The organism is Sphingopyxis sp. PAMC25046, from assembly GCF_004795895.1.
In the GTDB taxonomy this organism is placed as follows: Bacteria; Pseudomonadota; Alphaproteobacteria; order Sphingomonadales; family Sphingomonadaceae; genus Sphingopyxis.
In genome coordinates this window covers 1,437,305-1,450,789 of sequence record NZ_CP039250.1, presented here as the reverse complement: position 1 = coordinate 1,450,789, position 13,485 = coordinate 1,437,305, and the positions used below count along the sequence as shown (strand labels likewise).

7 protein-coding genes are annotated in these 13,485 nt (G+C 64.7%); 1 reads left to right on the top strand and 6 read right to left on the bottom strand.

Annotated elements, in window-relative coordinates; genetic code table 11:
- Nucleotide 1 precedes the first annotated feature (1 nt).
- The 6 genes from E5675_RS06735 to E5675_RS06710 form a co-directional block, all read right to left on the bottom strand.
- Nucleotides 2–2,863 carry a TonB-dependent receptor gene (locus E5675_RS06735; protein WP_247594807.1) on the bottom strand — a complete coding sequence of 954 codons (2,862 nt, stop codon included), beginning with the start codon at nt 2,861–2,863 and terminating at the stop codon, nt 2–4.
- A gap of 114 nt (nt 2,864–2,977) precedes the next feature.
- Nucleotides 2,978–3,817 carry a rhamnogalacturonan acetylesterase gene (locus tag E5675_RS06730; RefSeq protein WP_136176364.1) on the bottom strand — a complete coding sequence of 280 codons (840 nt, stop codon included), beginning with the start codon at nt 3,815–3,817 and terminating at the stop codon, nt 2,978–2,980.
- Nucleotides 3,817–4,569, bottom strand: a complete 753-nt coding sequence (locus E5675_RS06725) for an SDR family oxidoreductase (RefSeq protein ID WP_136173838.1) — start codon at nt 4,567–4,569, stop codon at nt 3,817–3,819. Before E5675_RS06725 ends, E5675_RS06730 begins: the two co-directional genes overlap by 1 nt.
- A gap of 13 nt (nt 4,570–4,582) precedes the next feature.
- A complete protein-coding gene (locus tag E5675_RS06720; protein WP_136173837.1) occupies nt 4,583–5,866 on the bottom strand; it encodes an MFS transporter in 1,284 nt (427 codons plus the stop codon).
- Nucleotides 5,863–8,025 (bottom strand): heparinase II/III family protein, encoded by a 2,163-nt coding sequence (locus E5675_RS06715; RefSeq protein ID WP_136173836.1) that lies wholly within the window; start codon nt 8,023–8,025, stop codon nt 5,863–5,865. Before E5675_RS06715 ends, E5675_RS06720 begins: the two co-directional genes overlap by 4 nt.
- Nucleotides 8,022–10,205: a chondroitinase-B domain-containing protein gene (locus E5675_RS06710; RefSeq protein ID WP_136173835.1), complete on the bottom strand. Its 2,184-nt coding sequence runs from the start codon at nt 10,203–10,205 to the stop codon at nt 8,022–8,024. The genes E5675_RS06715 and E5675_RS06710 overlap by 4 nt, the downstream gene beginning before the upstream one ends.
- Nucleotides 10,206–10,381: 176 nt before the next feature.
- On the opposite strand from E5675_RS06710, the gene E5675_RS06705 reads away from it, so the two are divergent.
- On the top strand, nt 10,382–13,429 hold the full coding sequence (locus tag E5675_RS06705; RefSeq protein WP_210727618.1) for a TonB-dependent receptor: 3,048 nt from the start codon (nt 10,382–10,384) through the stop codon (nt 13,427–13,429).
- The last annotated feature ends 56 nt before the right edge of the window (nt 13,430–13,485 follow it).

Genomic DNA, 13,485 nt, shown 5'->3' with positions numbered 1-13,485 from the left:
CCTAGATCCGTGCCCGCAGGCCGATGAAATATTTGGACCCGTAATAGTGATATTGGCGGCTGCTGCCGTAGACGGGCATATAGGTCGCCTTCGGCTCGTTGAAGAGGTTGAGCGCCTCGAACCGCAGCGACACGCCCTTCATCAGGTCGAGCGAAGCGCGGAAATCGACAGTCTCGCTGGGGCCGACATAGCGGAGCTGGCTGTTGCCGCCGACGAAGTCCTGGAAATATTTGCTGCGGTAATTGTAGATCGCCTGCAGCGACACCGGCCCGATTTCGTAATAGGCCTGCGCCGACAACACATGCTTCGAATAGCCCGAGAGACCGGCGGGCGCGATCAGCCCCGGCGTCACCGTTTCGGTTTCCGGATTATATTCGTCGCCGAGCCGGATATCCTGCGTTTCGAAGTTCGAATCGGCGTAATTGTAGCTGACCTTGGCGCCGAGACCGTCGAGCGGCTTGGGCAGGAAGCTGAAGCGCGTCGCGGCGGTGAGTTCGAGGCCGTAGATGCGCGACTTGTCGGGGCTGTTGCGCGTCTGCGTCACCGGGACGGTGACGGTTTCGCCGTTGATCGTGAAATCTTCGTTATAGACCACCGGCTGGAAGCCGCCGTTGAACTGCTTGTAATAGACCGTGGCCGACAGGAGGCTGTCCTTGTTCGGATACCATTCGATCGCGGCGTCGGCGTTCCACGACATCAGCGGCTTCAAACGCGGGCTGCCGTTGGCGCGGACATTGTCGATCGCCTCTTCGATCGAGGTGAAACCGTCGTCGCTTTCGCCGAGTGTGAAGGTTCGTCCGGCGCCAAGCGCGCTGGGGTTGGGTCGCGACATCGCGCGATAACCGGCGAGACGCACGAGCGTGTCGGGCGCAACTTCGAAGATCGCGTTGACGCTCGGCAAGATGCGCGTGCTACGGCTTTTGATCTGCACCGTCTCGAAATCGCCGCTCTCGTCGAGCGTGAACCGGGTCGGGTCGGCGGGATCGGGAACGACGACAAGGTCGCTGCGCAGCCCGTTCGAGGTGACGTCGGTGCGGACGACGCGGACGCCGAAATTGCCGCGGACGGGCATATTGCCCAGATCGGCGTCATATTCGGCCATCACATAGCCGGCGAGCGTGCGTTCGGTGACGTCGCGGTTCGCCGCGGTGCGCAGCTCGTCGGGCAGGCCCGGATCCTCTGTCCCCAGATAGGCGCCGAACAGGCAGTCGACGTCGAAGGTCGCCCAGCTGTTGATATTGTTACCCTCGGCCGCCGACAGATAGCCGGTTTGCGGGAACGCCTGGCGGCACTGGTTGTTGAACCGGCGGTCTTCTTCAAGCGTGAAGTCGGGGCCGAGGTTGAAGTCACCGTTGCGCAGATCATAGTCGCGAAAGGTGAGTTCCGACCAGCGCGCGCCCGCCGAAATCCGGCTGAGGAAGCCGTCGAGCTCGTAAGCGGCGTCGAAGCGTCCCGCGATGATCTCGTTGCGGCGCTTGCTTTCGTCGCGGCGGAAACGTGCGTCGTCCCAGAAGAGATCGTGATTGTTGAGGTCGAAGCGCGGATCGATCGTGATCGTCGGGACGAAGCTGCCCGGCGCGAGTTCGTAAATATAGGGGACGCGCTGGTCGCCCACCGGCGTGCGATCGCCGTTGACGTCGTTCCTGTCGGTGCGCAGGCGGAAATTGCGTTCGATTTCCTTGCGGATGGTGCGCGAATAGCTGCCGTCGAGGGTCAGCGTCAGCCGGTCGTTCGGCATCCATTCGACCGACAGACCGCCGCCCAGATATTCTTCCGAGCGCGACAGTTCGGAGCCGTTCGATTCGAGCGAGCTCGATCCTTCGAGGTAGCGGACGATGCCGTTCTCGTCATATTCGACGTTGGCAAGGCCGCGCCGTGCCTCCGAAATCGTAAGGTCGCGACGGCTTTCGACGAAGGTGCGGTCCGAATATTGGACGTCGAGGTTGACGTTAAGCCGGTCCGACGGGCGCCACTGGATAGCGCCGAACGCGGCATCGCGCTTGTCGGTTTCGCTGATCTGGCGGAAGATGTACGAGTTGGGGACGAGATAATAGGGATCCTGGCCGTAATCCTCGCGCGCGAGTTCGCTGCAATTGCCGCTGGAGGCATTGTCGGCGCGGCACGCGACCCAGGTGCTGCTGGCAGCGTAGGTTTCCTCGGGATTGTTGGTATCGTTGCGCTGAACGCCGATCGCGATGCCGATCGTGTCGTTCGCGAACTGGTCGACATAGCTCAGCGTCCCGCGCCAGCCGATGCCGCCCGAACCGACGATGCGGTCGCCATAGGGGTTGTACTGCGCCTTGACCTCACCCTGGATGCGGCGCTTGCCGAAATCGAGCGGACGCAGCGTGCCGATTTCGATCGTGCCGGCGACGCCGCCTTCGACGAGATCCGCCTGCTGCGTCTTGTAGATCTTGATATTGTTGACGAGTTCGGAGGGGAACTGGTTGAAATTGACCGAGCGGTCGCCGCTGCCGTTTGTCGCGTCGCGGCCGTTGAAGGTCGCGTTCGAGAGGAAGGGGCCGAGGCCGCGCAGCGCGATTTCGGAGGCGTCGCCCTTTTCACGGTGGGTCGTCGCGCCGGTGATCGTCTGGATCGCCTGGCCGACCGACAGCGCGGGAAGATCGCCGATGTCGTCGGCCGACAGCGCGTCGACGATCGCGGTTTCCTCGCGTTTGGTGTTGATCGAATTCTGGATCGTCTCGCGAATCCCGGTGACAACGATCGCGTCCTCTTCGTCCTGCGCGGCGGGCGCCGTGTCCTGCGCCATCGCGGGCATCGCGGCGACGAGCAATGTCGAGCCCGCGCCCGCCAGCAAGACGGCGCGGAGCGAACGCGCACGGATTTGAATACGAGAATTCACTTCGTCTCTCCCAGATACCGATTCTGTTATGACCAATGCTGTCGAACATCGCAGCATGATTGTCAACCATAGTGTATGGCAAATTGGTTAGTCCATATTGCCATACATGCTTTGTCAGCGGACGAGCTGACTCCTGAGCCCCGGCACCGCCCGGGCAAGCGCCTGCGTCACGAGCTTGGCAGTGACTTCGGCGCCGACATTGCCGAGATGCGTATAGTCGAACTTGCGTGTCACCTGCCCGCGGGCGCCATCGCCGGTGATCGGCGGGGGCGGAGGCGGCGCCGGGCGCGCGGTCAGCGTCGTCCCGGCCTTCGCGGCGGCGAGCTCTTCGGGCGTCGGCGGGACCTGCGCAAGCTTGGTCGCCGTCTCGGCGCCCATTTCCTGCGCCTGCGCGGCGCTGAGCGCGTTAAGGTCGACGAGCGGCACGTCCATAGCCTTGGCGACGCCGCGAATCTGGTCCGACCAGCTCGCGAGCGTGTTGCGGAGCTTGCCGTCGCGGAACTCGCGCCGGGTCAGCGGGGTGACGAGCACCGGAGTGGCGCCCGCTGCCCGCACCTCCTCGACGAAGCGGCGAAGGTTGGCGGGGAATTCGGTCGTCTCGTCGGTCCAGCGTTCGGATTTCGACGACTGATCGTTGTGCGCGAACTGGATGAGCACCCAGGTGCCGCGATAGCCGGGCACCTTTGCCTCGGCGAGCGCGATGTCCCAGCTGCCTTCCTGTCGGTAGCTGCGCGTCGAGCGCCCGCCGCGCCCGGTGTTGAGACACGCAACCGACGATTTGACATGATGCGCGCAAAACGCCCCGCCCCAGCCGCTGTGCGGCGCCATCGTCGAATCGCCGACGAGGATGATCTTGTACGGCTCGAGCGGCGGCGCGTCGGTGCGTTCGCGGGTCTCTGCCTGCGCCCCGCTCGCGAGCAGGGCGCAGCCGGCGATGGCGACAAGGCCGCGCATCACGAGAAGGCCAGCCCGCCGTTGATGTCGAGACAGACACCCGCGAGGAAGCTCGCCGCGGGCGAAGCGAGATAGACGATCGTGTCGGCGACCTCGTCGGGATGACCTTCGCGGCGGAGCGGCGTATTGTTCGCGGTCGCAGCGCGCCCCTCGGGCTTCGAGAAGATGTCGTGGAAGCTGGTGCCGATCAGGCCGGGGCAGACGGCGTTGACGCGGATACCCTGCGGGCCGAGTTCCTTCGCCATCGAACGCGTGTAGGTCATCAGCGCGCCCTTCGCGGTCGCATAGACCGACGCGCCCGGACCGCCGCCGTCGCGGCCGGCAAGCGACGAGACGTTCACCACCGCCGATCCTTCGCCAAGGAAGGGCTGCGACGCCTGGAGGACGAGGAAGGCCGATTTGAGGTTGAGCGTCATGACATGATCGAAGAACTCCTCGTCCATCTCGCTCAGCGTCTTGCGTGCGACCATGCCGCCCGCGAGGTTGACGAGGATATCGAGCCGGCCGCTGAACGCGACCCCGACCTCGTCGAGCATCGACTTTACCGCATGGCTGTCGGTGACGTCGGCTTGGATCAGGAAGGCTTCGCCGCCCGCATCCTTGATCGCTTTCAGCGTGTCTTCGGCTGCGTCGCGGCCGCTGTTGTAATTGATCGCGACACGCACCCCGGCGCGCGCGAGCGCGATCGAGACCGATCGGCCGATGTCGCGGCCGCCGCCGGTGACGAGCGCGGTTTTCCCGTGGAGATCCATGTGATGCAGTTCCTTATTCTTGCGTGTTGGTGGGTGGGGTGACGACCGGTTCGACGCGTCCGCCGATCAGCCAGAAACAGAGGAAAGAAACGGGCACGATCGCCGCGGAAAGCGCGAAGATCGGCGCGTAGCTCGTCTTGGTGAGCACAGGGACGAGCCAGGTGGTGATCAGCGTGCCCGCGACCGCTGCGGTGCCGCTGATCCCGGCAAGGCTGCCGACCGCGCCGCCACCGAAATAGTCGCTCGGCAGCGTCTGGATGTTCCCGATCGCCATTTGGAAACCGAAGAGGATGCACGCGATCAGCAGCACCGCGTTGAGCGGCTCGCTCGCGCCGATGGTGAACAGCAGCGAAGGCAGCATGATCGCGCAACCGATCGCGATCGTCAGCGTGCGCGCCTTGTGGACGCCGCCGCCCTTGCTGATGATTCGCCCCGCGAACCAGCCGCCAAACAGGCTGCCGAGCATTGCGCCGACAAAGGGTACCCAGGCGAAGAGGCCGATCTGCTTGACGTCGAAGCCGAAGGTTTCGGCGAGATAGATCGGCAGCCACGAGACGAAGAGCCACCAGACGGGGTCGAGGAAGAAGCGCGACAGGATGACGCCCCAGCTCTGCCGATAGCGAAGCAGTTCGCCGAGCGGCACGCGGCGGCTGTCGTCGCGTCCGGCTTCGGTGCGGCCGGTCAGAATATATTGCCGCTCTTCTTCGCTGAGGCCCGGATGCTTCTCGGGATCGGCCTTGTAGAACCAGAGCCAGGGCACGAGCCAGATGAAGCCGAGCACGCCGATGAGAAGGAAGGTGCCGTGCCAGCCGAACTGGACGAACAGGAGCGCGATCAGCGGCGCCGAGATGATGCCGCCCAGGGAGGCGCCGGCGTTGAAGATGCCCTGCGCCAGCGCGCGCTCGCGCGAGGGGAACCAGAGCGCATTCGCCTTGGCGGCGCCGGGCCAGTTACCCGCCTCGCTGATCCCCAGCGTCGCGCGCAGCACTATCAGCAGCGGCATGGAACGCACCAGCGCATGCGCCGCGATCGACAGCGACCAGACGACGATCGAGAGGGTGAAGCCCATCCGCGTGCCGATCGCGTCGAAGATGCGCCCGAAGAGCGACTGGCCGAAGGCGTAGAAGATCATGAAGATCGTCACCAGCAGCGCGTAATCTTCCTTGGTGGCGCCGATTTCCTTCGACACCTCGGGCCACATCACCGCGAGCGCGTTGCGGTCGATGTAATTGATCACGGTGGCAAGCGCGATCAGCGCGATAACACACCAGCGAAAGCGGCCCTTGATATTGCTCATTTCTTCGCTCCGGTTCTGGCGAGATCGAGGCGGCCGACAGGGCCGGTCCATGCGAGGGTGCGGCCATCGACCGTGAGGCTGTGCTTCGCATCGGCGGTGACGTCGTCGGCAACCGCGATCGCAAGCCGGCGGCCGTCGACGAGGGTGATGAGGACGAGATCGGCGCCCTTTTCCTTGCGATGCTCGAGCGCCGCGACGCGCGCGCTGCTCGCGACCACCGTCTCCGCCGCGGCGTCATAGGCGCCGTGCGGTTCGAGCAGGCTGACGAAGGTCGCATTTGCGGCGCCGTCGACGCGCTGGATCAGCGCGGGTTCGCGGCGCAGGTTGAATTCGGGATCGTTCGCGCCGCTTTGGGCGAGGATGAAGCTCGCCCCCGCGGGCGGCAGCATATGGTAGCTGTAGAAGCGGCTGCCCTGCATCCACGTCAGCCGCGCCTTGCCGGCCTTTATCCCCGTCCCGTCGACCCACAGATGCTGATAGCCGTTCGCCTTCCCTAGCACCGGGCGCTCGGCGAGATTGCGGTCGAACGCGATGTCGCTGTCGATGATATGCCCCGAAAAATGCAGCGGCAGGTCATAGACATGCCTGCCGCTGCCAGTTCCGTGGAGGATATCGAGCGTCAGAGGATTGGCGAGGCCATCGACCTCGATCAGCAGCAACGCGCGGCGGATTGCGACGTCCTTGTAGGCGCTGCCGATTTCGGCGATCGTGTAGCGGGTCGGGCCTTCGAGCGATACGGCGAGCTGGCCCGTTCCGGATTTTTCTCCGGCTTTCCAGTTGCCTGCGAAGTGACTTTGTTCATCGACGACAAGCGTGTTGTGCGCGATCGTCGCGCTCGCCCAGCTGTCGTTTTCGGGGAGGTAGCGCCCGCCGCGCTTTGCCTCGACATTGAGGAAGCGCGCGGCGCCATAGTCGGTCACGACCGCGCCGGTTTCGTCATAATAGAGCCAGCCGAGCCGGTCGAAATGGCCGTGTCCCATGCCTTGCACCGTATTCTTGGCAACGAGCAGCGGGCCTGAGGGATCGGTCTTGGTGCGCAGCAGCACGAGCGCGCCGCCCTTGCCGTCGGGGCCGTCGGACAGCAGCCGCGAGGCGAAGGGCCAGGACTTCGCCTTGCCCGCCGCGAGATCGGCGGCCATCGCCTGCCCCGCCGCGGTCAGCACGGTGCGTCCCTGCCAGTCGGCGATCGACAGGAAGGCCGGGTCTTTTGTCGCGCCATAGGCGATAGCGACGGCGTGATAGAGTTCCTCGGTGCGCAGGCTCTTGTCGGGCATCGCGTCGTTGATCGGCAGGAAAGTGCCATCGTGGGTCAGGTCGATCGCGGTGCGGATCGCTTTCAGCACGATGCCGTCGCGATACTCGAAAATCTTGCGGTCGGGATCATTCGCCGCGATCGCCGCCGCGAAGACGACGAAGGGTTGCAACGCATAGCGTTGATAATAGGGACCTTCGGCATAATAGCCGTCGGGCGAGAAGAGCAGGTCTAGCTGGCGGAGGAAGCCCGCCTTGCCGCTCTTGTCGAGCCCGAGCAGCGCCTTGTCGACGAGCTCGCGGTCGCCGAGCAGATAGCCCGACAGGCCGACGCCGGCAGCCGCCCAGGTCGCATGATTGTGGATGCGGTTGATCACCTCGGGCGATTCGTCCGACAGGAAGCGCGCCATCGGGCGGATCACCCGATCGTCGATCCGCTTGCGGTCGGCGGCGGAGAGCGCCTCGCGGATCTGAGCATAGCCCTGCACCGCGTTGACGAGGAAGACGCTGTCGTTGAGGCTCTGCCAAAAGAGGCGTCCCGGCACCTGGTTCGACGCCGCGGGGTGCGGCCCCAGCCCCGGATAGAGGTCGGCATAAGCGAGCAAAAGGTCGCGGACATGGTCGCGATAGCGCACCTCGCCAGTCAGGCGGAGGAGCTGGCCGCCCTCGAAAATGATGCGGTAATTGCGCTTATGCTGTTCGTGGGTGAAACCACCACCGGGGTCCTTGGGCACGGGCACGTTGATGCCCGCCCAGATCGACGCATCGACGTCGCGCCGGGCGCGCTCGACCTCGGCGGCGAAAAGCGGCGCGAAGGCCTGCGCCGAAGCAGTGGGCGGGGTTTGCGCGGCGGCGGGAAAGGCGGGCAGCGTGGCAGCGGCGAGCAGGAGCGCGAGGGTGCGGGTCACGGGCGTCCCTCCACTACATTGCCGCTGATCTGCCCGCGCGGCGGGCCTTTCCACGCGAGTTCCTCGATGCGCGGCGCGGGGGTCGCGGCGAAGGCGTTCGACGCGATCCGCGTTTCGGGCGCGCCGACCGAATGGATGACGACGATGCCGTCCGACTTGGCGAAGCTGTTCTGCGCGATGTCGGTGTGCTGGGCGCCCGAGACGCGCAGCGACGCGCCGCCCTTCCCACTGCCCGCGACGCTCGATCCGGTCATCGCAAACCAGGGGCCAAAGGTGCTTTCGTCGGTGCCCTTGCGCAGCAGGTCGGCGACCATCGCGACGCGCGCGAAGCGGCTGCCGGCGATCGTCAGCCGTTCCATCGGATACCAGCCCTTCGGTTCCTGCTCGCCGGTCGCGGCGACGACAACGCCCATTGCGGCGAAATCGCTGTTGGTGATGGTCACATCGTCGGCGAAAGTACCGGGCGCCATCGCGATGCCGTCGAGGCGGCCCTTGCCCGGGCCGCGCACCGATACACGGTCGAGCGTAATGCTGTAGTTGGGGGCGACGCCCGACGCGACCGCAATCAGCGCGTCCTCGCCGGACGCCGCGCTTGCGTCGACCGCGAGATTTTCGAGCCGCAGCCCGCCGCCGCCCGCGATCCGCGCGAGGCTCGACGCGACGCGCAGCACAGGCTTTGCATCCTTCGCGCCGGCGATGGTCAGCCGACGTTGCACCGCCAGCGGGGCGGCGATGTCATAGGTGCCGGTGGCGAGCGCCAGCGTGTCGCCGGCGTTCGCATCGGCGACCGCTTCTGCGAGCGAGGCGCCCGCCGCGATCGGCCGTGTGGCGCCGGCGCCGAACGCCGCCTCCGGCGCGTCGCCGCGATACCAGCTTGCGCCGACCTCTTCGCGGGACACGGGTTTGAGGTCGCGCGGGGCGCCGACGGCGGCGAGCGCGGGGTCGGTCGGGTAAAGCAGGCCATTGGCGGCACGTTCGAGCGCCACGTCGCGCTGCTCGACCCCGGCGGTCAGCAAGGGCCTAGCGGCCTTTGCCTGAACATTGCCCGCAAACGTAATGCCGCCGATCTCGCCTTCGGCGCGGAACGGGTCCGCCCCCTTGGCGCCGACGATCAGGTTGCGCTCGAATTTGCTGTCCACGGGCGGCGCCGAACGTTCGGCGTCGGCGCCCGCCGCCAGGGTGATGCGCGCGATGTCGATGAGGCTGTTGCGCTCGATCCGCGCGTTCGCGACCTGATGATAGCGGTTGATCACCGAATTGGGGACGCCGTTCATCACGGCGATCGCGCTTTTGAACGAGCCGCCCGCGAGCCCTTCGAAATAATTGTCGCGCACGATCTGATCGCGGTTGATCACGCGCACGCCGCCGGTGTCGGGCACGCCCTTGCCGAAGAAGATGTTGCGCTCGACGAGGTTGCCGTTGCCGTGGCGGAGCACGAAAGCACCCTGCGCTTCGAGCACGAGGTTTTCGCGGATGATATTGCCGCCCGATTTGATCGAGACGATCTCGACCTCGCCGCTCGTCCGGTCGAAGATGTTGCGCTCGACGATCGTGTGGCTGTCGGACAGCGATTCCTCGCTGGTGCCGATGCGGATCGTCTCGCCGCCGTTCGACCCCAAGGGCGGGCGCGGGCCGAAATAATTATGGTCGATGCGGTGGCCGTTATCGAGCGGATCGCCGGCGCGGCGGATCACCGCGAGCGTCACGCCGGCGTTGGTCTTGCCCTCGAAGTGCGAATGATCGACGCGGTTGCCGGTGCCGTAAAGCGCGACCCAGATGTCCTCGGCGCGGCGGTCGGACTTGCTGAAGCCGTCGATCACGGTCTCGGTGACGCGGCTGTCGGTGGCGAGCGTCTTAGAATCGCGGCGGAAGCTGATGACCTGATCGGTCGGGCTCGCGCCATTTTTGAAGACGAGACCCGAAACGAGCAGATGCTTTCCGCCGATGCGCAGGCTCGACTGGCCGGTGATCAGCACCTTGCCCATGGTCTGCGCGGTCAGCACGATCGGCTTGGCGGCGGTGCCGGCGCCCGTGAAGACGATCTGGAAATCGCGCCACTCGCCGTCGGCGAGGATGATATTGTCGCCCGGCTGCGCCTTTTTGACCGCAGCCCTATATTGCGCCTGATCGGCCACGAGCAGGTCGCGCGCCAGCGCCGGATGCGCGGTCGAGACCAGCATCACCAGTGTTAGAATCGCCCTTATCCGCACTGCGCCTCACCCTTTTTATGATTCTTAGCCATTGGACTATACAAGAGGTAGGACAATATCAACCCAGATATGGTATGAATCATGGGTTGACATATTGGTCTGACAGGAAGAGCCTCTCTCCAAACAAGGCAATGAGGGAGAGTGGGATGATTCGGGGCAGCCTCGTGCGCGTTTCGCGCGGTAAAATGATTTCGGTAGCGACCTTGCTGGGCACGACCGCCCTGTCGATGCTCGCCCTTCCCGCCTTTGCGCAGGAGCCGGTCGCGCAGGAGACAGGCAGTTCCGCCGCCGATGAGGTGGGTGATGATGCGATCGTCGTCACGGGCATCCGCAGTTCCCTTGCCACCGCGCTGGGCGAAAAGCGCACCTCCGACAATATCGTCGAGGTCATCCAGGCCGAAGATATCGGCAAACTGCCCGACCAGAACCTTGCCGAAGTGCTGGAAAATGTCACCGGGGTCCAGATCACCCGGCAGGCGGGCGTCGGCAATGCGGTGCAGATCCGCGGCACCGACGCCAACCGCACCGAAATCAACGGCGTGTCGACCGTCGGGTCGGGCGCCGGCCGCTCGGGCATCAGCTTCGAGGATCTGCCCGCCGCCTTGATCGCCTCCGTCGAGGTAACGAAGGTCCCGACCGCGCAGACGATCGAGGGATCGGTCGGCGGCACAATCAACCTGCGGACAATCCGCCCGCTCGACCTCAAGGAACCGCTGATCGCCGCGCGCGCCCAGATGGAAAACAGCGACCTGTCGAAATCGACCCTGCCCCGGCTGTCGGCGACGGTCGGCAGCAATTGGGATACCGGCATCGGCGAAATCGGCATCGTGTTGAGCGGGAGCTATGCCCGGCAGGACGTCGCCGCGTTCAAGCCGCGCGTCGACCGCGACGCGGTCGTCCTTCCCGGTTCGGGCCCGAGCGCCGAGGCTTTTCCCTTCCTGCGCATCCAGTTCCTTCAGCAGGGATTGGAGAATTACGAATATGAAACCTACAACGGCACCGCGGCGCTCGAATGGAAGCCGAACGACGACCTGAAATTCTATTTCGACGCGACGCTCAACAACCAGACGCGCGGCCAGCAAAGCCACCGCGTGCAGATTTCGGGCACCGCGACGCCCTCGGTCGTCGACGCGACCGACAATAGCGCGTTCGAAACGGTCAACTGGGGCACGCTCGACGGACCCGACGGCCCGATCGACCTTGGCAGCGTCGATGCGACGGTCGCGGGCACGCTCGGTATCGGCGGCAGCACCGGAACGGTGATCGATCCAAATATGCGCACGTCGAGCGACACCGGAGCGCGCGTCACCAAAAGCCGGGTGTTCGACTTTGGCACCGACTGGCAGGTAACCGACAAGCTGAGAATGCGCGCCGAAGTAGCGCTGTCGACCTCGAAATCGGACTTTCCGAACTTCTCGACGACGCTCGACTTCATCAACCCCAATGGCCCGCAGCCGCAAATCGGGCGGAGCATCGACAATGGCGTGCCGATCGAATTCGACCTTCGCGGCGGCACGCTGCAATTCGGAATCGACCAGGCGAGCCCCTTCGCGCCGACGACGGCGCAATTGCTCGACCCCGCCAATTATCAACTGCAGCAAGTGGCGCAGGGCGCGAACACGACCGACAATCAGGAAAGGGCGGCGCGCCTCGATTTCTCGTATGATACGAGCGATCTCAACCCGTTCGTCACTTCGATCGATTTCGGCTATCGCTGGAACCGCACCTCGGCGGAAAACAACGAATTTTCACGAAATGTCAGCCTGACCAACACGACAAGCGCATGGAACCGGCCGTCGGGCGACCTGTTTTCCGATATATTGATCCCGGGACCGAGCAACTTCAACGCGGCCGACGGGCGCCGGCTTTATTTCCCGGACTTCCTGCTGATCGACGGCGGGCTGGCGTTCGACGATCCCGCGAAGGTGCTCGATGCGCTCAACGCTGCCATCGACGCGAGCAACGCCGCCGCGACGCAAGGGCCGCCAATCGCGTCGCTGGTGACGCCGACCGAATCCTTCGCGGGCTTCTTCAAGATCAAGGAAACGACGAATGCCGCCTATTTTCAGGCGAATATGGAAGGTGAGATCGCCGGCATGCCGGTGCGCGGCAACGCGGGCGTGCGCTGGCTGCACACCAGCCTGTCCTCGACCGGCAACAATATCGCCAACGGCGAGGTCACAGGGCAGACGGTCGCGAAAAGCTCGTACAACTTCCTGTTGCCGCGCTTTAATCTCGTGCTCGAACCCGCCGACCGCTTCCTCGTCCGCGCGGGTATCGCGCGCGACATTCGCCGCCCGAATTTCGACACGCTGTCGACCTCCTTTTCCTTCGGCACCGGCGCGAACACGCCGGTCGCGGTGGGCAACCCCGACCTCGTCCCCGAAGCGGTGTGGTCGTTCGACCTGTCGGGCGAATATTATTTCGCGCCGTCGAGCCTGATCAGCATCGGTTTCTTCCACAAGAGCCGCACCAATTTGTTCGCGCAGCGGCAGGAAGATCCGGCCCCCAATCTCGACGCCGACGGCAACCTCAATATTTCGATCGACCCGTCGTGCCCCGACGGCGGCATCTATAACCCGATCGCCAACCGCAACATCAACAACCCGATCCAGGGCGTCGGCATCTGCGTTCCGCGCAGTTCGACCTTCAACGTTCCGGGCACGACGACGCAAACCGGCGTCGAGGTCGCGTTCCAGCATGATCTTTCGGCGTGGGAGGATGTGCTCGGCTTCGCCTCCGGCTTCGGCTTCATCGGCAATTTCACCTATCAGAAGGCGGGCGGCTCGGCGCGCGAATATCGCACCGCCGACGGGCCGCGGACGGTGTTCACCCAGCTCGGCTATCCGGGTTCGCAGGACCTGATCTCGCTGACCAACCTGTCGAAATATGCCTATAACGCGACACTGTTCTACGACAAATACGGGCTCAATGCGCGGCTGCGCTATACGTGGCGGTCGAGCTATGTGTCGGACGATCCCTTCTTCTTTGGCCTCCCGCTGATCAACGGGGCGCGGGGGCAGCTCAACGCCAGCATCAATTACGACATCAACGATCACATCAACGTCGGCGTCGAGGGCATCAACCTGCTGCGCGGCGACCAGAACCAATATTGCGTGAACAACAAGGCGCTGCTCTGCTTCCAGGGCCTGACCGATCGCAGGATCACCGCCGGGTTGAGCGTCAAGTTCTAAGCATCAGGACAAAAGAATGAGGCCGAGGCGACATATGTTGCCTCGGCCCCAAGCCT